At 39.1% G+C, this 20,805-nt stretch carries 20 protein-coding genes and 1 pseudogene; 3 read left to right on the top strand and 18 right to left on the bottom strand.

Annotation, left to right across the window (positions count from 1 at the left end):
- Positions 1–249 precede the first annotated feature (249 nt).
- The 4 genes from EAF07_RS09585 to EAF07_RS09570 form a co-directional block, all read right to left on the bottom strand.
- Positions 250–2,100: a proline--tRNA ligase gene (locus tag EAF07_RS09585; protein ID WP_121836340.1), complete on the bottom strand. Its 1,851-nt coding sequence runs from the start codon at positions 2,098–2,100 to the stop codon at positions 250–252.
- 191 nt (positions 2,101–2,291) lie between these two features.
- Complete coding sequence (rseP, locus tag EAF07_RS09580) at positions 2,292–3,542, bottom strand: RIP metalloprotease RseP (RefSeq protein WP_121836339.1); 1,251 nt, start codon at positions 3,540–3,542, stop codon at positions 2,292–2,294.
- Positions 3,543–3,551: 9 nt separating this feature from the next.
- Positions 3,552–4,346, bottom strand: a complete 795-nt coding sequence (locus EAF07_RS09575; RefSeq protein ID WP_121836338.1) for a phosphatidate cytidylyltransferase — start codon at positions 4,344–4,346, stop codon at positions 3,552–3,554.
- Between the two features lie 12 nt (positions 4,347–4,358).
- Positions 4,359–5,114, bottom strand: a complete 756-nt coding sequence (locus EAF07_RS09570) for an undecaprenyl pyrophosphate synthase (RefSeq protein WP_121836337.1) — start codon at positions 5,112–5,114, stop codon at positions 4,359–4,361.
- A gap of 366 nt (positions 5,115–5,480) precedes the next feature.
- Between EAF07_RS09570 and EAF07_RS09565 the strand changes: the two genes are divergently transcribed.
- The gene (locus tag EAF07_RS09565; protein WP_121836336.1) at positions 5,481–5,936 is read left to right on the top strand and encodes a universal stress protein; all 456 of its coding nucleotides are present in this window, start codon (positions 5,481–5,483) and stop codon (positions 5,934–5,936) included.
- Between the two features lie 458 nt (positions 5,937–6,394).
- On the opposite strand, the gene yajC is transcribed toward EAF07_RS09565, so the two are convergent.
- From yajC to EAF07_RS09550, 3 genes are all read right to left on the bottom strand, one after another.
- Positions 6,395–6,715, bottom strand: coding sequence for a preprotein translocase subunit YajC (gene yajC, locus EAF07_RS09560; protein WP_121836335.1), 321 nt, complete (start codon positions 6,713–6,715; stop codon positions 6,395–6,397).
- Between the two features lie 88 nt (positions 6,716–6,803).
- Positions 6,804–7,142 carry a DUF6568 family protein gene (locus EAF07_RS09555; protein WP_121836334.1) on the bottom strand — a complete coding sequence of 113 codons (339 nt, stop codon included), beginning with the start codon at positions 7,140–7,142 and terminating at the stop codon, positions 6,804–6,806.
- A 119-nt stretch (positions 7,143–7,261) separates the two neighbouring features.
- Positions 7,262–7,978, bottom strand: coding sequence for a YebC/PmpR family DNA-binding transcriptional regulator (locus EAF07_RS09550; RefSeq protein ID WP_121836333.1), 717 nt, complete (start codon positions 7,976–7,978; stop codon positions 7,262–7,264).
- A 185-nt stretch (positions 7,979–8,163) separates the two neighbouring features.
- Between EAF07_RS09550 and EAF07_RS09545 the strand changes: the two genes are divergently transcribed.
- Entirely contained in the window at positions 8,164–8,514 is a 351-nt protein-coding gene (locus EAF07_RS09545) for a metal-sulfur cluster assembly factor (RefSeq protein ID WP_121836332.1), read from the top strand.
- Between the two features lie 196 nt (positions 8,515–8,710).
- Here the strand turns inward: EAF07_RS09545 and EAF07_RS09540 are convergent, their stop codons facing one another.
- Positions 8,711–9,181, bottom strand: coding sequence for a DUF3013 family protein (locus EAF07_RS09540; RefSeq protein ID WP_121836331.1), 471 nt, complete (start codon positions 9,179–9,181; stop codon positions 8,711–8,713).
- A 340-nt stretch (positions 9,182–9,521) separates the two neighbouring features.
- On the opposite strand from EAF07_RS09540, the gene serS reads away from it, so the two are divergent.
- Entirely contained in the window at positions 9,522–10,805 is a 1,284-nt protein-coding gene (gene serS, locus EAF07_RS09535) for a serine--tRNA ligase (RefSeq protein ID WP_121836330.1), read from the top strand.
- Between the two features lie 227 nt (positions 10,806–11,032).
- On the opposite strand, the gene EAF07_RS09530 is transcribed toward serS, so the two are convergent.
- From EAF07_RS09530 to EAF07_RS09485, 10 genes and pseudogenes are all read right to left on the bottom strand, one after another.
- Positions 11,033–11,671 (bottom strand): ribonuclease P, encoded by a 639-nt coding sequence (locus EAF07_RS09530; protein ID WP_121836329.1) that lies wholly within the window; start codon positions 11,669–11,671, stop codon positions 11,033–11,035.
- 119 nt (positions 11,672–11,790) lie between these two features.
- Positions 11,791–12,585, bottom strand: a complete 795-nt coding sequence (gene ldcB, locus EAF07_RS09525) for an LD-carboxypeptidase LdcB/DacB (RefSeq protein WP_121836328.1) — start codon at positions 12,583–12,585, stop codon at positions 11,791–11,793.
- Positions 12,586–12,619: 34 nt separating this feature from the next.
- Positions 12,620–13,270 (bottom strand): hypothetical protein, encoded by a 651-nt coding sequence (locus EAF07_RS09520; protein WP_121836327.1) that lies wholly within the window; start codon positions 13,268–13,270, stop codon positions 12,620–12,622.
- 690 nt (positions 13,271–13,960) lie between these two features.
- Positions 13,961–14,788 carry an ammonia-dependent NAD(+) synthetase gene (nadE, locus tag EAF07_RS09515; RefSeq protein WP_121836326.1) on the bottom strand — a complete coding sequence of 276 codons (828 nt, stop codon included), beginning with the start codon at positions 14,786–14,788 and terminating at the stop codon, positions 13,961–13,963.
- Positions 14,785–16,242 (bottom strand): nicotinate phosphoribosyltransferase, encoded by a 1,458-nt coding sequence (locus EAF07_RS09510; RefSeq protein ID WP_121836325.1) that lies wholly within the window; start codon positions 16,240–16,242, stop codon positions 14,785–14,787. The genes nadE and EAF07_RS09510 overlap by 4 nt, the downstream gene beginning before the upstream one ends.
- A 629-nt stretch (positions 16,243–16,871) precedes the next feature.
- Positions 16,872–17,786: a thioredoxin-disulfide reductase gene (trxB, locus tag EAF07_RS09505; RefSeq protein WP_121836324.1), complete on the bottom strand. Its 915-nt coding sequence runs from the start codon at positions 17,784–17,786 to the stop codon at positions 16,872–16,874.
- A 198-nt stretch (positions 17,787–17,984) separates the two neighbouring features.
- The gene (locus EAF07_RS09500; protein WP_121836323.1) at positions 17,985–18,209 is read right to left on the bottom strand and encodes a DUF4059 family protein; all 225 of its coding nucleotides are present in this window, start codon (positions 18,207–18,209) and stop codon (positions 17,985–17,987) included.
- Positions 18,210–18,474: 265 nt separating this feature from the next.
- Positions 18,475–19,218, bottom strand: a complete 744-nt coding sequence (locus EAF07_RS09495; protein ID WP_121836322.1) for an amino acid ABC transporter ATP-binding protein — start codon at positions 19,216–19,218, stop codon at positions 18,475–18,477.
- Positions 19,218–20,072: an amino acid ABC transporter permease gene (locus tag EAF07_RS09490; RefSeq protein ID WP_121836321.1), complete on the bottom strand. Its 855-nt coding sequence runs from the start codon at positions 20,070–20,072 to the stop codon at positions 19,218–19,220. The genes EAF07_RS09495 and EAF07_RS09490 overlap by 1 nt, the downstream gene beginning before the upstream one ends.
- 226 nt (positions 20,073–20,298) lie before the next feature.
- A pseudogene (locus EAF07_RS09485) lies at positions 20,299–20,679 on the bottom strand (type 2 periplasmic-binding domain-containing protein); the annotation flags it as partial.
- Between the last annotated feature and the right edge of the window lie 126 nt (positions 20,680–20,805).

Raw genomic sequence — 20,805 nt, 5'->3', positions numbered from 1 at the left:
TGCAATAAATCAACCTTTATAAAAACCAGTGGAACTTACCCTGACACGGAGTTTCACTGGTTGTTAGAGGTTTTATCAGATTAACTTCCACTTTAACAGACGGTGGAAGTTAGTTTGGGAATTTAGCTTTTTCTAAAAAAGTTTGGCAAAAAGTTTGAAAATCTTTCTCTTATGCGCTATTTACAAGAAAAATTGCCATAAAAAAGTAAAAAAATAAACCCAGCTCATTGATAGAACTGGGAATATGTTTTATTGAGATAGAATTTCTAAGGTTTCAATGAGATTATCTGCATGAACTTCGATGGTGTCTCCACTTGATTTGATTTTCACTTCAACAATTCCATCAGCAGCTTTTTTACCAACCGTAACTCGGATTGGTAGACCAATTAAGTCGCTATCTGAGAATTTTGAACCGACACGTTCGTTGCGGTCATCTGTCAAGATATCGTAGCCTTTAACCATCAAATCGCCTTCGATTTTAGCTGTTAATGCTTGAGCTTCTTCGTCTTTTGTATTGACTGTAATCAAATGAACATCAAACGGCGCCAATTCTTTAGGGAAATTGATGCCCCATGCAAATTTAAAGTCTCCTTTTGGTGTTTTATTGACAAAAAGGCGTGCATGCTGCTCAATAACTGCAGATAAGATACGGCTAACACCGATACCGTAACATCCCATAACAATTGGTACTGCTCTGCCATTTTCATCAAGAATCGTCGCGCCCATGCTATCTGAATAGCGTGTACCAAGCTTGAAAATGTGACCAATCTCAATGCCACGTGCAAATTTTAAAACACCTTTACCATCTGGTGAGACTTCGCCTTCTTTGACTTCGCGGATATCAGTATATTCAGCCGTGAAATCACGTCTTGGGTTAACACCTGTCAAGTGATAGCCATCTTCATTAGCACCAACAACTGCATTCGCTACATCTTGAACTTTACGATCGGCAACAATTCGAATCGTTTCAGGAAGTCCAACTGGTCCAAGTGATCCAAAGTTAGCTCCAAAAACATTTACGGCGTCATTTTCTGTAGCAGCTTCAAGGAAATCAGCTCCGAGATAATTTTTTAGCTTGACCTCGTTAACTTGATCATTGCCCACAAGGAGTGCGACAACTGGCTCGTTATCAGCAATAAAGAGAAGCGTCTTAATGGTTTGTTCCTCTGTAACATTTAAGAAATTAGCAACATCATCAATAGATTTACAGTTTGGAGTTTCAACTTTAACAACTTCTTCTTGGACAACTACTTTTTCAACTGGTTTGTACTCGTTTGTAGCCATCTCAAGATTGGCTGCATAGTCAGACTCGCTTGAGTAAGCAATGGTATCTTCCCCAGAAACCAACCATGAGTTAAGCTCTGCTTTGATCTCTTCTAAAACTTCTGCAGGAATTTCATCGATAGAAGCAATGGATTTGTCAAGGACCAACCAACGGTCTAAATCTGTGCGATTTGGCGTAATGGCCATAAATTCTTGAGAGTCTTTCCCTCCCATGGCGCCACCGTCTCCGATAATACCTTTGAAATCTAGACCAGCACGTGTAAAGATTGCCTCGTAGGCTTTGCGATAATCTTCATAGGTTACATCGAGATCTTCATAATTAGCGTGGAAGCTATAGCCATCTTTCATGACGAATTCACGTGTTCGAAGAAGTCCGTTACGTGGACGTTTTTCATCACGGTATTTTGATTGAATCTGATAAAGGTTAAGTGGTAATTGTTTGTAGGACTTGACCGCATCACGTACCAACATGGTAAAGGTTTCTTCATGCGTTGGCCCCAAGATGAAATCAGATTGATCTCTATTTTTTAACTTATAGAGGTCTTCTCCGTATGTTTCATAACGACCAGATTCACGCCATAGGTCTGCTGTCAACAAGGCTGGGGCAAACATTTCAACGGCACCAATTTTTTCAAATTCTTGGCGCATGATTGTTTTGAACTTTTCAATCGTGCGATTAGCCAGCGGTAAATAGGCATAGATACCTGCTGATACCTGGCGAACATATCCTGCACGCAACATCAATGCGTGACTGATAACTTGAGCATCACTTGGCATTTCGCGAAGTGTTGGAATTAACATTTTTGATTGTTTCATATTCTAAAAGATATTAAGGTTAACCTATCCGTTGCTAAAACAACTCGAGATTATTGCTACATAAAAAGACTATCTTAAATTCTTACTGCCATTTCTTTTTATGTATGCCCCTTAAATAATTCCTTTCTTGTCTTTTTATTTTTAATGAGAAAAGCTAGGTTCGAACGAACGATAGCCTTTTTAAATTTTACTTAGAAAAATACTCGCATGATATCATTCCATGTTACAGCAATCATTAATACAACCATGATGGCTACTCCTGCAAGTGTCACATAGGTTTCTGTTTCTTGTTTGAGTGGTTTTCGACGAATGGCTTCCAAGATATTGATAACAATTTTGCCACCATCCAGGGCCGGTATTGGGATTAGATTAAAAATACCCAAATTGATGGAAATCATCGCCATCAAGTAAAGAACCGACTCTATGCCACTAGCTGCCGCTTGATTTGACATTTGATACATAGCAACTGGACCACCTAGTTTATCCAAACTAAAATTAGTAATCAGTCCTTTAAGAGCGTTAAGAATATGGAAGGTTGTCTGCCATGCTTTAATAAAACCTCCTTGAATTTTATCCAAGAAACTTGTTTTCAGAGATGGCATAACACCAATATAAAAAGCTCCGCTATTTTCCACTGGAGTCACAGAGAGGACTTTTTTCTCTCCTGAGAATTTCTCCACTTCAACGTCAAGAGTCGATGGAGATGTTGTAGAACCTACTGCTTTCTGCAACTCAGACCAATTAGAGACCGCAACTCCGGAAATCGATAGGATTCTATCGCCAGTTTGCCCTCCTGCCTTAGCAAATGCGCCATTTTCTGTGGCACGAATCTGAGTAGAATCCAGGTTCTCTACGCCACCTTGCATAAACACAAGGACGATAAAAATGATAATCCCTAAAATAAAATTGTTCATCGGACCAGCAAAATTCGTAAGCATTCTTCCTGGAATTGTTGCATTCTGATATTGAACATCCAGCGGTGCAATACGAATCTCTGTACCGTCTTCTTCTATAATAGTGGCATCGTGATGAACTTTGTAAGTCTTTTGCTCATCTAGAACAAGACCCGATAAGCTGAGCTCATTTTCAAGGTCATACGAGGTAATGTTGATGGGAAGAGCTGTTTTATCAACTTGCTTTCCTGAAAGGTTAATACGAGTGACAATCCCATCTGCGCTGATTGTTATAGCAGCTGGTGTTCCGGTTTTGATTTCAGTCGTATCGTCACCCCATCCTGCCATTCGAACATAACCTCCCAAAGGAAGCATTCGAATCGTATAAGCTGTGCCATCTTTACCAATATGAGCAAAAATCTTCGGTCCCATACCGATAGCAAATTCACGCACTAAGATGCATGATTTTTTCGCAAAATAGAAATGGCCAAATTCATGAACCGTAACAATAATTCCAAAAATCGCAATAAAAGATAAAATTCCTAACATGGCACCTCCCTAAAAAAGCCCAAAGAAATGCATGATTGGAAAAACAAAAATCATGCTGTCAAAACGATCAAGGATACCACCGTGTCCTGGAATTAATTTCCCTGAATCTTTGACTCCAAAATAGCGTTTTAAAGCACTTTCGACCAAGTCACCCAGTTGCGCAAAAACACTAAAGACGGCAACCAAAATCATCATGATTAGGAAATTTTGAGGAACATACACTGTTGGCTTGACTAACATAAATATGACAGCTACCACAACAGCTGATAACACCCCTCCTAAACTTCCCTCTATCGTTTTATTTGGTGAAACAGTTGGTAGAAGCTTGTGTTTCCCGTAAGTACGTCCAAACATATAAGCGCCGATATCAGTTGCCCAAACGATAAAAAGTGCTAAAAGTACCTTGTCTAAACCAGCAATGCGGGCACTGATAAGGTTTTGAAAACCAATTCCCACATAAAAACTAGAAGCGATTGGAAAGAGAGCATCATCAAAGCTATATTTCCCAAAATTTAACACTGTTCCAGCTAAGATGAAAAATACAAACAGCGTATAAGCACTAAGGCTCGCATCAACTGGTAAAAAGGTAAGGTAATGGTCCATTGGAACAGCAAGAACAAATGTCCCCAACATTGCTAATAAGCCTTCAAATGAGAAAATCTCATAGCCTTTCATTTTCACAATTTCAGAAACACCTATCATAGCTAGTAGACCAACAAATAATTGAAAGGGAACCCCTCCAAACCAAAGAAAAGGGGCAAAAATTACTAGAGCTAAGGCTCCAAAAATAACACGTTCTTTCATTTTCTCCTCTTTCTAGACACCACCAAAACGACGATGACGGCGATTATATTCCTCGATCGCTGCCACTAGACCTTTTTCTTTAAAATCAGGCCAAAGAACATCTGTAAAATAAAATTCACTGTAGGCAGATTGCCATGGTAAAAAATTACTCAATCGTAATTCACCACTTGTTCGGATAATTAAATCTGGGTCCCGATAAAGATAAGGTAACGTAGCAGTATTCAAATAATTGGCAATGAGTTCTTCGGTAATATCACCAGTATTAAAACGAGCATCCAAAACATCTTGAGCAATTTGTTTTACTGCCGAAACAATCTCTGCACGTCCACCGTAATTCAAAGCAAAGTTTAAAATCAATCCTGAATTACGTTTGGTCAACTCACGCGCACGATTAAGGGCATCCAAGGTATCTTTTGGTAAACGACTGGTATCACCAATCATCTGCACTTTGACATTATTTTTATGAAGTTCAGGAACGTACTTGTCAAAAAATTCAACGGGTAGACTCATGATAAACTTCACTTCATCGACGGGTCTTGTCCAATTTTCAGTAGAAAAAGCATAAACTGTTAACACTTTAACACCTAATTCAGATGCTTTAATCGTAACAGCCTGCAAAGCATCCATTCCCGCCTTGTGTCCCATAATTCTTGGTTGCATACGTTTTTTAGCCCAACGTCCATTGCCATCCATGATGACACCGATATGCTTAGGAATTTTCTCCAAAGCTACCTGAGTTGATTCTTTTTTTCTTCTAAATGTAAACATACTATTTTCCCATTATTTTATACTCTATTTTCTATTTTACCATAAATCAAGTCAATTAAACGATTTTCCTATCTTATTATCTAAGAATTTCATTGATTTTATTAAAAGGCACATTAGGACTACTTTTTAATAGGACAAGTGCATGACGAAAATCATTTGTTGAAAAAATGTTAAAAATATTATCACTCCCAGAAAAAACTTCTTTCTGTAACCATTGTTCTTGACTCAGTAGCTTTTCAGAATAATTTTTGGTATTTCAGAAATTTCTTGGAACTTTTTCTTCAATCATTTGTCGTTATTTATTGTAAAAACGCTTTCATTTTTAGATAAAAAAGAGTATAATATAATCAAAAGGAGGCGATCTTTATGGTTACACAATCTTATCGGCACATTTTAGTTGGTATTGATGGCTCACCTCAAGCTGAGTTGGCTTTTGAAAAAGGCTGTGCAGTAGCCTTACGTAACGATGCTCAACTTGTTCTTGCTCATGTTATTGACACACGTACCTTGCAAAACATCGCGACTCTGGATACCTTTGTCTTTGAAACATTAGAAAAAGATGCTAGACAAATGCTTGAAGATTATAAGACTCAAGCGCTCGATAAGGGAGTTAGAGACGTTAAAATTGTTTTAGAATTCGGTAATCCTAAAACGCTTTTAGCAGTTGACATTCCCGAATCCGAAAACGTCGATCTTATTCTTTTAGGTGCGACTGGTCTGAATGCTATTGAGAGACTTCTCATTGGTTCTTCATCTGAATACATTATGCGACATGCCAAAGTTGATATTTTGGTTATCCGTGAAGAAAGTAAAACCTTGTGACAATCACTGAGAATTGAGCTTAGCTTCTCTTCACTAACTAATGCTTAACAAAAATCACTTTCTTATTTCTTTCTTAAACGTGCGGACGCTCAAAAGGTTTGGGAAACCTTTTGAGGTGGGAACTACTACGAAATTGATTTTCAATTTCTGTAGTGCTCCCAAAAATCCGTTCTTATCAAGCCAATTCCCATCGCTCTTTTATTTCTGAGCTTGGGCTAAAACTGTCCACTGGACAGTTTCACTAATAAGAATACCACTATGGCGAAAAAAGCTCTAGTAAATCAAGCCATTTATTGGTTCTTGATTTTACTTAAACTGCTAATTTTGATTTTGGATGAGTATAAGACCTATACGCTATAACAACTTAATCTACCAAAAAAGCATAACAGCAATGTCCACTCAAGAACATTGTTGCTATGCTTTTTATCTTATTATCTTCTAAGCAATACCGCTCACAACTATTCTGTTTCTTCAACGGCTGAGGTTTCACCTTCAGCTGTTACTGGTGTTAAATCAGATGCTGTTGGAGTAATGACACGTTTAATTGCTGATAATTCAAACGTTAAATAAACGCCATCGACATCAAGTACGATTGTTTTAGCATCAACGTTAACTTCATCAACGACTGCATACATGCCACCAATTGTGACAACTTCGTCACCTTTTTTCAATTGCGCTAATTGATTTTGACGTTGCTCAGCTTGTTTCTTTTGGCTACGGCTAGTAAAATACATCATACCTGCCATCATGACCAGCATAATTAAGATTGTTGCGTTCATAAATGTCTCCTTAAAAATAAGATATAGCAGAAAACCTTCCTAGTTTCCAGCTATGCTATTGCTACTATACCAAATTCTAATCGTTTTTTCAAATCGCAGTTATAAACTCTGAGATAGCGTCTTCTGATAACGATGAGTCACAGACAACCTTAACTACTCCATCATTAGCCACTAAAAGGCCTGGAACTGTTGGGATTTGGTAGGTATTTCGAAAAACTTGAATATCTGACAAGGCTACAAAATTCTCACTATTGATGAAAAACACCTTAGTCCCTGTAGTCATAGCTACATTAGCAAGCTTGGGTTCAAAGCGACGGCAATAAGGGCAAGATGAGCGGCCAATGAAAAGAACCACCTTTTCTTCAGTCTGAATCATTTTCTCTGCTTCTTGCACAGTGATTTCTGTAAAATCTTTAGCAAATGTCATAAATCTCTCCTTAGGTTAGAATACCCTTATCATAAAAGTTTTTAGTGCAAAAAGCAATTTTCAGATACCAAAAAGAGAGGTTGAGACATTTTATCCCAACCTCCTTATCATATTTAAGTTTAGAAATCTGCTACGTTATGGTAAACTTTTTGAACGTCATCATCTGCTTCAAGAGCATCAACTAATTTTTCAAAAATAACCAGGTCTTCTCCCTCAAGCGTCACTTCAGATTGAGGAATCATCTCAAGTTCAGTGACTTGGAACTCTGAAATACCATTTTCACGAAGAGCAACTAAAGCCTTGTGAAGATCTGTTGGTGCTGTGTAAACTGTGATTGAACCTTCTTCTGCTTCAACATCGTCAACTTCAACGTCTGCCTCAAGAAGCAATTCAAAAATAGCATCTGCATCATCACCCGCAAAAACGATGACACCTTTTTTATCGAACATGTAAGAAACTGAACCAGCAGCTCCCATGTTACCACCGTTTTTACCGTAAGCTGTACGCACGTTAGCAGCTGTACGATTAACATTAGATGTCAAAGTATCAACGATAATCATTGAACCGTTAGGACCAAACCCTTCGTAACGTCCTTCAACGAAAGTCTCGTCAGTGTTTCCTTTAGCTTTATCGATAGCTTTATCGATAACATGTTTAGGAACTTGTGCTTGTTTGGCACGATCAATGACAAATTTCAAGGCAGAGTTTGTCTCTGGGTCTGGATCACCTTGTTTAGCAGCTACATAAATTTCAACACCAAATTTTGCATAAACTTTTGATGTTGCGCCATCTTTAGCAGTTTTTTTCGCAACAATATTAGCCCATTTACGTCCCATGGGTATCACCTCTTTGATTTATTTTTTAGAAATAGCAAAGCTACTCCTCTAGAACTTCTCTATTATAGCACTTTGGGGTGATTTAGTAAAATAGGTTTTTCACTCAAAAAATTCAGAAAATTCTTGAATTTACCTATTTTTCTGATATAATATACACATATTTTTAGGAAAGATGAGTGTAATTCATGCGTGATGACATCAAAATCAATGACAGAGCATTAGCTTTATCAGAACCATTAATTGACATTTTTGAAAGTATTTTTGATCCTGAAATTGGTCTTGACATCTATAATCTTGGCCTTATCTACGACATCCATCTAGACGATACTGGTCACATGGACCTGCTCATGACGTTTACTGATATCAACTGCAATTGCTCTGACAGTATGCCTGATGAAATCATCAATAAACTGACTAGTCTCGATGAAATCAATTCTGTTAACGTTGAAATCACCTATAAACCGGTTTGGAAAATGACGCGTATTTCACGCTATGGTCGTATTGCTCTAGGAATTAGCCCAAGAGGTGGGAAATAATTCTCACAAAAGTTAAGAGAGTGGCAACGTTTTTACCACTCTCTTTCTTCTTGATAGGTAATTATAGTTATTTGAATTAGCAATAGGACACTAGCTAATCAGGCTAATATGAGATAGATCTAACCATCATATTTTTGATTGTCCTATTCTTGATTCAAAACACTATACTAGAATAAATGTACGATGTAAATTTGTTTTAATATCTCGGATAAGGGTAGAGAGTTGTTTCTGCTAGTTCTGCTCTGCCATTTTCAAAAGCCTCAGCATCCCATGTGATTGCAAACTCTTCTGCTTCTTCATCTGATAAGAAATCCATCAAATCACTCAAGCCTTCGGTTGCTGTTTCATTAAGAAAGTCTGCAAAGTAGGCTAAAAACTCACGAGACAAGCCTTTTTTAGGATCATAAGGAATCGTTGCTAAGTAGTCATCTGAATCAAATGTTGATTTTACAGGATTATAAAACAAAATATAATCTTCGAAGAAAATATCTTCACTAGAAGCTTCCCCATCAGCATCAACAGTTTCAACTCCAGATGTATTTTGCGCTTCAAGAAGGAAAGTCACTTCAACAGCATGATTTTTCTTATCCCAATCCATCGCAAAGTCGCAAGTCAATGCTTTCTCTAATTCTTCTTCTAACACCGATAAAAAGCCAAATTTAGCCATAAGTCACCTCTTTTTTTGTTATAATCCATTTTACCATAAAAATTTATTTTACATTTGCCTAACAATGCTGTATAATATTCGCAACGGATAAGTAAGTTGTTTTTCTTCTTTCAGAAAGCCTGCGGTTGCTGCGAGCAGGTATTAGAAGCAAGTGAAATTCTACCGTGTTTTTAAGACGGATGTTTTGTTAATGCCGATATGCTATATTGGCGACAAGGAAAATGCCTTCTTAAATTATTTTATCAATATCGTAATTAAGCGCACCTTAGTGAAGTTGGATGGAACCGTGCTACCGCACTCCAACAATGACTAGGGTGCTTTTTATATAAAAGGAGATCATATGTTAGATATTAAACGCCTACGTACAGATTTTGATGCCGTTGCTGAAAAATTGGCAACTCGTGGCGTCTCTGCTGAGACATTGACTGAATTAAAAGAGTTAGATGCAAAGCGTCGTGAACTCTTGGTCAAATCTGAAGAACTCAAGGCTGAACGCAACCTGTCTTCTGCGGCTATTGCACAAGCAAAACGTAACAAAGAAGACGCTAGTGAACAAATTGCAGCCATGCAAAAACTCTCAGCCGATGTTAAAGCTATTGATGCTGAGCTTGCTGAAATTGACGAAAAGGTCACAGCGATTATCACTGTTTTACCAAATACACCTCACGATTCAGTTCCTGTCGGAGCAGATGAAGAGGAGAATGTTGAAGTCCGCCGTTGGGGAACACCACGTGAATTTGATTTTGAGATTAAGGCGCATTGGGATCTTGGCGAAGACCTTGGTATTCTTGACTGGGAACGCGGGGCAAAAGTGACTGGGGCTCGTTTCCTTTTCTATAAAGGTCTCGGTGCTCGTTTGGAGCGTGCTCTTTACAACTTCATGTTGGATGAACACTTGGCAGAAGGTTACGAAGAAGTCATCACACCATACATGGTGAACCGCGACTCAATGTTTGGAACTGGACAATATCCAAAATTCAAGGAAGACACCTTTGAAATCAATGACGACGAACGCCCATTTGTTCTTATCCCAACAGCTGAAGTGCCATTGACAAACTACTACCGTAACGAAATCATTGACGGTAAAGACTTGCCAATCTACTTCACAGCGATGAGCCCATCATTCCGTTCAGAAGCTGGTTCAGCTGGTCGTGACACGCGCGGATTGATCCGTCTCCACCAATTCCACAAAGTTGAAATGGTGAAATTTGCTAAACCAGAAGAATCTTACGATGAATTGGAAAAAATGACTGCCAACGCCGAAAATATTCTCCAAAAACTTGGATTGCCATACCGCGTTCTTGCTTTATGTACAGGAGATATGGGCTTCTCTGCTGCTAAAACCTACGACTTAGAAGTTTGGATTCCTGCGCAAAACGCCTACCGTGAAATTTCAAGCTGTTCAAACACAGAAGATTTCCAAGCTCGCCGTGCACAAATTCGTTACCGTGACGAAGCAGATGGCAAAGTGAAACTCCTTCATACCTTGAATGGTTCTGGTCTTGCGGTTGGTCGTACAGTTGCTGCTATCCTTGAAAACTACCAAAACGAAGATGGTTCTGTAACGATTCCAGAAGCTCTTCGTCCTTACATGGGTGGCGCTGAAGTCATTGCACCGAAATAAACTAAGAAAAGAGAGTGGGACAGAAGTCATGATTTCGAAGAAATTGACTTCGTCGTCCCACCTCCGCACAGTTGATTAGGATGGCCGCTAACGATTGCGTGGTAGTAAAATAGTCCAGTGGACTATTTTAGGTGGACACTTGAAAATGAAGAAGTGTCCAGTTGCAGACCTCCAATCAACCACTGCGTCAATTTGTTATTACCATTAAAAATAGAAGGTTGAGATATTTATGTCCCAACCTCTTTTTTTGTCTGTTCATAATATGGTATCAATAATTCAAAGCCTTTCATCAACTGGTGAACAGCAGCTTCCGACGTCATTTCCTCTGTCACTTGAACGTCGTATTTGATCAGTACCTTGCGCACTGTGCCACTTGCAACCTGCTCTTTCAGCAGCTGACGATTTTCTTCAGTTCCTGCCATACAGCGACTCTCACCATTTTCCTGCACAAGGTAATATAAGGGCTCTGTTATCGGAAGCTCCAATACCTTATGTTGTTTGAAGAGAGTGGCATCTGATTTTTTTCGCTCGACAAAACTGACTTCAACGGAAATACCAAAGTCATCCTCTTTCCCATATAATCGAGTCGCTAATGCAACATCCTCCACAGAATCAGACGGCAGACGGTAATAACACCAAAAATGTGGGCGACAAATCTGCGCCTGATTCATCCACTGGCTAACACGTTCTGACACAAAAGGAGTGACTTGTTGCTCCAAGAGCTGATTTATCGTTTGAAATTCTTTGCGAGCAGACTGAGCTAGCACGCGTAAGTCTATCATATATTCTGCTAAGTTTCCTGCTTTTTCTGGCTTGACATATTTTTCTCCTTTGCAAGCTAGATAAGCCTTAATATGTTCTAACATCGTTTCTCCATTTTTTACAAGCAATCGTAGATATAAAAAGCTAGAACGATTTCTCTTTAAACTAAAAGACTGCAAATCTGCAATCTTTTTATCATTTCTAAATCATTCGTAGCTTTGCTCTATTGAGCGTAATCTCCACCAGAGACACCGAAGTATTCTTCAAGCGTCAGTCCTGACTGGTAAATCTCTGCTGCTTCTTTTCCAATATAGCGCACATGCCAGCTCTCTGGCATATAGCCTGTGCTATATTCTTTTCCTGGAAGATAGCGCACAACAAATCCATACTCGTGGGCGTGCACTGCTAACCAATCAGACGCTGTTGGCTCAGTTAGAAGTTGACCATTACCATCCAACAAATCAAAAGCGAGACCTGTTTGATGCTCACTATAACCCGCACGCGCTGAATAACGGTCAGCATTCGCTTGGCCATCAGAAGCAACATAGTTGCTATAAATAGAAGCCTGTGTCTCATAGGACCTAAATCCACTATAACTATTGCTTACTGAAAAACCTTTAGCTTGCATATCCGAAATTAAGGTCTGAAAAGCAGATAGGGCTGTCGGGTCTTCACCAGGTGCATAGGATTCCGCAACTGGGTGTTTTTTATTGGCAATGATCACCTCACCATACTTTCCTTGCACGCTGTAATAGGAACCATTGAAACTGGCATCTGTCGCTTGAACTGATTTAGTCTCAGAAGTTGTTTCTGCCTCTTCACTGGCTTCACTAGCCTGCTTAGAATCTTCTTCAACCTGATCTGTCGTTTCTGACTTGGTTGCTTTTGGACGTTTTTCTGATTGAGTTACCTGACTTGTTTTAGTGGTCTTGGATGATTTAGACTTGGGATCTGATTTGCCACATGAAACCAAGAATAAGCAAGCTACCAAAATAAGATTTATTAGTTTTTTATTCATATATCTTTCCTCTACTAAGATAAAAGTTGGAGACCTACTCAAACTTCAAACTATATCTGCGATTAGGCTCAATGACCAAGCCGCATTTTCCTTCAACAATCAACTTAAACTGCGCAAGGTTAACTGGAACGGGTTGTAGTTGTTTATAGTTATACCGTTGCGCACTTTCTTTTGAGAGAAAGAGCTTGATAAATTCTTTGCCATTTTGATGGTCAATATCAAAGTTAAAGGTTGGATTACCAGCTGTTAGGATTGGCGATCCTAGGTAATAAAAGGTTCTGCTTTTCAGAGTTTCAAAGCTAACATCTCGAGACAATTTTTCCTTATAGCAAGTCCAGAGTAGTTTAAAACTATCAATAGCGTAGGCCATTTTTTCCAACTCACCACGCTCAAGCGCATAATCTCCCATGGAAAAGCCATAAAAATTAAGCTGTTGGCGATGATTTTTTAGAAGAAAATCAATCACAATACCTAGAGGAAAAGTAACGGCACGGTGTTTGAACAAGAGTATCTGTTCCTCTAAGGCTTTTTGTGAGAGACAAACCCGAATCGTCTGCCCCCAAGGAAGTCCTTCTTCATCAACCAAAACGGCAACTTCGCGGTCCAAATGTTCAAAAATATCGATTTGATCAATTGTCATCAACGGTAGATTATCAAGTTTCTCTGATTGTTTATCTGTGACCATCATTCTTCCTTACTTCAATACTTAACAAAAATCAAAAATTACTTTTTTGCTTCTTTCTAAAAAGGTGCGGACGCTCCAAAGGTCTGGGAGACCTTTGGAGGTGGGAAATAAAGCTGACGAAGTCAGTGTCCCAACCTCCTACGGAGTTTCATTGCTACTTTTTGAGCCTCTCTATCGCAGTAGATGATTGGCTGTACTTGTCGACTACTCGACAGCGTTCAACCTAATCATCCTTGCGGAGGAACTACTATGAAATTGATTCTCAATTTCTGTAGTTCTCCCAAAAAGTCCGTTCTTATCAAGCCAATTACCCTCGCTCTTTTATTTCTGAGCTTGGGCTGAGGTTGGGACATAAATATCTCAACCTTCTATTTTTAATGGTAATAACAGATTGACGCAGTGGTTGATTGGAGGTCCTAAACCCTTGCTACGCAATCGTTAGCGGCCATCCTAATCAACTGTGCGGAGGTGGGACGACGAAGTCAATTTCTTCGAAATCATGACTTCTGTCCCACTCTCACTAATAAGAATACCTCCAGGGCGAAAGAAGCCCTGGTAAATCAAGCCATTTATTGGTTCTTGATTTTACTTAAACTGCTAATTTTGATTTTGGATGAGTATAAAATCTTCTAGCGGAGTAAGCGGACAAAGCTCTTGTTCATAGCTCTGACAATAATTACTTACGACCGATTAGTTTTTCCAAAAATCATCAAAAACAGTGATTGGTAAGTGACGTTTATGCTCTGTCTTGTGCCACCAAGCTTCAATTTTCGCTTGAGCATCAGAAAAGACTTCTTTCCCCTCTAAATAATCGTCAATGTCCTGATAAGTCACTCCTAAGGCAACCTCATCAGTTAGACCTGGGCGATTTTCTTCAAGGTCTGCAATTGGAATTTTTTCATAAAGGGATTTATCAGCACCAAGCTCTGCTAGAAGTTGACGACCTTGACGCTTATTGAGGCGATAAAGCGGTAAAATATCTGCTCCGCCATCTCCAAATTTGGTAAAGAAGCCCGTAATATTTTCAGCTGCATGATCTGTTCCAATAACTGCTCCGCTATATTGCCCTGCAATCGCATACTGCGTAATCATACGCTGACGTGCTTTGATATTTCCCTTGTTAAAATCTGAAATCTCAAGACCTGCCTTTTTCAGCTCTGCTACTTGTCCGTCAACCGCTTCTTTGATATTGACCGTTAAAGCAAGATCTGGTTGGATAAAATTTAACGCTTTTTGGGCGTCAGCTTCGTCAGCTTGGACACCGTAAGGCAAGCGCACTGCGATAAATTGGTAACTCTGATCCCCAGTTTCCTCACGGAGCTCTGCCATTGCCAATTGCGCCAAGCGCCCTGCCAAACTAGAATCTTGACCACCTGAAATCCCTAGTACATAAGTCTTTAAAAAAGGGTGCTTCTTCATATAATTTTTCAGAAAATCAATGGATACTCGGATTTCCTCTTTGGGTTCAATAACAGGCTTTACGCCTAATTGTTTGATAATCGTTTCTTGTAAACTCATGACAAATCTCCATTTTTTGCTTTACGACGCATGTCATCAATAAGCTCCATCTTGTTATCCCAAACATCCTGCGCCAAATCAACAGGGTATTCTTGCGGATTAAGGACACGTTTGTATTCATCCCAAAGGGCATCCAACACATATTTCGCATAAGCTTTGATCTCTGTTAACGTCGGTAATTTATAGACTAGTTTTCCTTCTTTAAAAATGTCAATCAAAAGCGGAACGGCATCAAAATCTTTAACCGTTTTATTGATGTAAGTGTAGGTTGGATGGAACATGAAAATTTCATCTAGACTATTCACATCTGCATCCGCAAAAGTGATATAGTCCCCCTCTGACTTACCTTTTTCGCGGCTGGTAATACGCCACACTTGTTTTTTACCGGGTGTTGAGACCTTCTCAGCATTATTTGATAATTTAATGGTGTCAATCATCTTGCCATTGTCATCTTCGATAGAGACGATTTTATAGACCGCACCAAGGGCAGGTTGATCGTAGGCGGTGATGAGTTTCGTTCCGACACCCCAAACATCAATCTTAGCCTTTTGCATTTTAAGGTTGAGGATGGTATTTTCATCAAGGTCATTTGAAGCATAGATTTTGGCATCCGTAAATCCAGCTTCGTCTAATTGTTTACGCACCTGCTTAGATAAGTAAGCCATGTCTCCAGAATCCAGACGAACACCTTTGAAATTAATCTTATCTCCCAATTCCTTAGCCACACGAATCGCAGCTGGAACTCCGATTTTCAACGTATCATAAGTATCCACTAAGAAAACACAATCCTTATGACTAGTCGCGTAGGCTTTGAAGGCTTGATAATCATTGCCATAGGCTTGGACCAAAGCATGCGCATGGGTCCCTGATACTGGGATATTAAACAATTTACCTGCACGCACATTTGAAGTGGCATCAGCTCCACCGATGACAGCTGCGCGGGTTCCCCAAATCGCCGCATCCATCTCTTGTGCACGACGCGTTCCAAACTCTAAAAGAGGTTCATCTTCAATAACCGACTTAATGCGAGCGGCTTTTGTTGCAATCAAGGTTTGGAAATTAACAATATTTAAAAGAGCTGTTTCGATTAATTGGCACTGCGCAAGCGGCCCTTCGATTTGTACGATGGGTTCATTGGCAAAAACCAAGTCACCTTCACGAGCAGATTTAACGGAAAGTTCTAATTTTAATTCTTTCAGATAAGTCAAAAAATTCTCTGGATAGCCCTGTTCACGAAGATAAGCCAAGTCAGATTCTGTAAATCTTAAATTTTCTAAATAACGGACAATTCTCTCCAAACCTGCAAAAACAGCGAAGCCATTTGCAAAAGGTAGCTTACGAAAATAAACTTCAAAAACAGCGTGCTTATTATGAATTCCTTGGTCAAAATAGACCTGCATCATATTAATCTGGTAAAGGTCTGTATGTAATGTTAAGCTATCATCTTGGTACATGATATACCTCCTACTATTAAACAAAAAGGAAAACTCTCTATCCTTAGATAAGTTCCTTTCAATATCATAAAAACTGAGATTATACTTAACAAAAATCAAAAATTACTTTCTTATTTCTTTCTTAAAAGTGCGGACGCTCCAAAGGTCTGGGAGACCTTTGGAGGTGGGAAATAAAGCTGAAGAAGTCAGCGTCAAACCCTCCTACGGAGTTTCATTGCTACTTTTTGAGCCTCTTTTCGCAGTGGATGATTGGCTGTACTTGTCGACTACTAGACAGCGTCCAACCTAATCATCCTTGCGGGGGAACTACTACGAAATTGACTTTCAATTTCTGTAGTTCTCTCAAAAATCCGTTCTTATAAAGCCAATTCCCATCGCTCTTTTATTTCTGAGCTTGGGCTAAAACTGTCCACTGGACAGCTTCACTAATAAGAATACCACCATGGCGAAAGAGACTCTGGTAAATCAAGCCTTTTATTGGTTCTTGATTTTACTTAAACTGCTAATTTTGATTTTGGTTGAGTATTAAACCTCACTTTTATTCTTGTGACTATTATAACATAAACTAGGGATTAGTAAGGTTTTAAGATTTTAGACAAGTTAAAAGCACCTCAGTAAGGTGCTCAAATTTAATCATTGTCGACAATATATTGGTAGGCTTGTTGTCCTGCCATCGCGCCATCACCAACAGCGGTTGTGATTTGGCGAAGGTCTTTTTGGCGGACATCTCCAATGGCAAAAATTCCTTTTCGAGAAGTCTTCATATGGTCATCGGTTGGAATCCAACCATTTTCATCTGTGATGCCCAGCTCTTTCACAAAATCAGAAACAGGGTCAAGACCAACATAGACAAAGACACCACCAAATTCATGATTGGTTACTTCACCGGTTTTGACATTTTCAATATCAACACTGCGAACCTTGATAGCGTCACCCTTGATTTCTTTGACAATGCTATCCCAGATAAATGAAATCTTTTCATTAGCAAAGGCACGGTCTTGTAATACTTTTTGGGCACGGAGTTCATCACGACGGTGAACGATTGTTACACTTGAAGCAAAGCGTGTTAGGAAAAGGGCTTCTTCAACCGCAGAGTCTCCGCCACCGACAACCAGAAGATCTTGATTACGGAAAAAAGCACCGTCACAAACTGCACAGTAAGAAACCCCACGGCTATTAAACTCAGCCTCACCAGGTACACCAATATGGCGATGTTTAGCCCCTGTAGCTATAATCACTGTCTTCGTTTGATACTCTTCATCATCCGTTTTGACAATTTTATAGTCACCTTTATCTTCAATACCAGTCACAATCCCATAAAGATTTTCCACACCAAGTTTTTCCAAGGGTTCAAACATTTTCATTGATAATTCTGGACCAGAAATCAATTCAAAGCCTGGGTAATTTTCAATATCAGATGTATTGTTCATCTGACCACCTGGAGCTCCTTGTTCTAAAGTGGCTACTTTAAGATTTGAACGGGCGGCATAAAGCGCTGCAGTCATTCCTGCAGGGCCAGCACCAATAATAATTGTATCGTACATATTAGATACCTAAAGCGTTAAGAAGAAAATAGTGATCGTGCAGTTGTCCCACACATTAAAAGGTATTTCCCAAAACTTGAAGTTCTCACTATAGCTAACCTCAAGTCAATTCACAAACGCCATTCCTTTCATTTTATATCAGTAAAAATTACAAAAATGGGATAATAACTTCCCATCCTTAATACGTCATTTTATGACCTATGCCATAAATATAACCATAATGGCCATAAAAGCAAAAGATAAAATAGGAGTTGTCACTAGAAAAATAAGAAACGCCTCATATAAGAGAGCCTGTCTTTCTTTTTTGGTCTTATCCAGACGACGAGCCACACGATAAATTAACCAAGCCAGTAAGCAAAATAAGACCACAACGGCTGACATAGCTAATCCTAGAAGATAAAAACGGTAAATTGTTGCAAGCATAATTTAAACTATCACAAACATAGATTGGATATCATTGTACCAAAAGCAATAAGGTTCTCTTGAGCACTTAAAACCAGCCATAAACCTCCAAATCCATATCCAGCATAGCCAGTAAAAGACTACGCTGTCCTTTCCAGAATTTTTTAAACAACTGAGCTGGGACTTGACTTTAAAGTTTTCATCTTTATCAGTCAATCTCTGCATTGTCATAAACGATTAGTAAAAACAAGTCTGAGATACTTTTCCTCAGACTTATTTCATTATATCAAATTGTTCCGCGTTTGTAATTGGCAAAGAATTCTTTGGTACGTTCTTCCTTAGGATGATTAAAAATCTCATCAGGGGTTCCTTCTTCGAGGATTTTTCCTTTTTCAAGGAAGAGCACACGATCTGCCACTTCATAAACAAAAGCCATATCATGACTAACCAGAACCATGGTTTGACCATTCTTAGCTGCTACTTCAATTGCTTTTTCCACTTCACCGACAAGCTCTGGGTCAAGGGCTGATGTAGGCTCATCAAGTAGCAATACATCTGGCTTCATTGCAAGAGCACGCGCCAAGGCTACGCGCTGCTTTTGTCCACCAGAAAGGTGACGAGGATAGTGGTTTTCACGGTCAGAAAGTCCAACCTTGGCCAATTCTTCTTTGGCAATAGCTGTCGCTTCTGCATCAGATAATTTTTTAACAATTTTTAACCCCTCTTTGACATTATCAAGGGCTGTGCGACGCTCAAATAGGTTAAACTGCTGAAACACCATCGCCAATTTACGGCGAAGTGTTAACACATCTTCTTTTTTGATGTTGGTAAAATCAACCTTAAAATCATCAATGGCAAGACTACCATAATCTGCCTGTTCCAAATAATTCATCGAACGCAAAAAGGTTGATTTTCCCGCACCAGAGGCACCAACTAAGGCGATAACCTCTCCTTTTTGAATAGTCAAATTAAGGTTATCTAAAACCTTTTGACCTGAAAACTCTTTACTGAGATTTGAAATGGTAATCATTAACGGTCACCCCCTACTTCAACGATTTGACTTTCTGGATTTTTGATAGCAAGCGCATTTTCAACACCGCGCCCTGCATTTTCAATCAAGAAAGAAATTCCCCAATAAATCATAGAAACAGCTACATAACGCTCAAAGTAACGGTAGTCGTTTCCTGAGATAATTTGCGCTTGATAGAACATTTCTGTAATCCCAGCATTAAAGGCGAGAGATGTCCCTTTCGTCAATCCAATCAATGAGTTAATCAAGGTTGGTGTGGCAATAACAGCTGCATTTGGGATAATCACACGACGATAAACTTGAGTTTCTGTCATACCAAGACTACGCGCCGCTTCAATTTCACCCGCATTAACAGACTGGATAGCCGCACGGATGGTCTCACTGGCATAAGCCGCTTCATTAAAGGCAAATGCTGTCACAACAAAGACCGCAGCAGGAACATTATCAACATTCCAATCAAGTCCATAAGTCAAATTAATCTTACGAAGCAACATTGGAATACCATAGTAACTCAACAAGAGTTGTACCAAAATCGGTGTTCCTCGTAAGAAACTCACAAAGAGCGCTTGAATACGATAAAGCACTGGCACACGTCTGATCTTTACAATCGCAAAAATAAGTCCCAAAATAAGACCAAACAGTGCTCCGAGTAGGGTTAAGCCAATAGTTGTTGGCAATTTCCCTAAAATTTGTGGAACAGCATCAAAAACTGCCCTAGGTGAAAAAATTTTCCCCGTTGGAATGCTTTGTGTCCATCCTTTATAAGGTTCTTCAAAAACCTTGGCAGCAATAACAAGCAACAATAATCCTAGAAGCCATGTCAGCCCCTTACGATGTTTTTTTAACCAAGTCATTTCTTTTCCTCTTTCTCTCCAATATCTTGATAATTCCTTTTTACGATGAGCTACAGACCAAAATAGCCCTAAAATCGAACATTATCAAATATCTTCCTATTATTCTAACATCTCACTACTTAGGTGTAAATCACAAGACTTCCAAACTGTGATAGCTCTTTTCTATCAAGGTGATAGGATTTAACTATAAAAAGCCGGAAAATCCGACTTTCATCAAAACATAACACTATTCTTCAATCGAACTCACGTAATCCCCACCAAAATACTCTTGGCTAATTTTAACTAGAGTCCCATCCTCTTTTAAAGCTTTTAGACGCTTGTTGACAAATGCTTGCAGCTCCTTACCTTCTTTCGTATCCGCAAAAAGAAGGTATTCTAAGCCATCTGTCTCACCACCAATTTGGTCAGTCACCTTGGTAACCGCTAAATCATAACCTTGGTCCTCAACAATAAAGCTCGCTGATATGGCATCATAAAGAATAAAATCAATTTTACCTGTTTCGATATGTAAAATACGGGTTGATAATCCTGTTGAGCTAGCTGCATATTGAATCTCAATTGGTGCCTTATCCTTATTTGCCTCATTCCAATTTTCAAGAACCTGCGCACGACAAACGCATGAAGAAAATATGGCTTACAGAAAAGACTTTCATGGATGAATTCAAAATCCTTCGCTATAATAAAAGTGGAGGATTTTGTTATGGAAGACCTTTTAAATTTCTTGATTACTGTT

The sequence above is a fragment of the Streptococcus hillyeri genome (genome assembly GCF_003686955.1).
GTDB classification, from domain to species: domain Bacteria; phylum Bacillota; class Bacilli; order Lactobacillales; family Streptococcaceae; genus Streptococcus; species Streptococcus hillyeri.
This window is presented reverse-complemented; position numbering and strand designations above follow the sequence as displayed.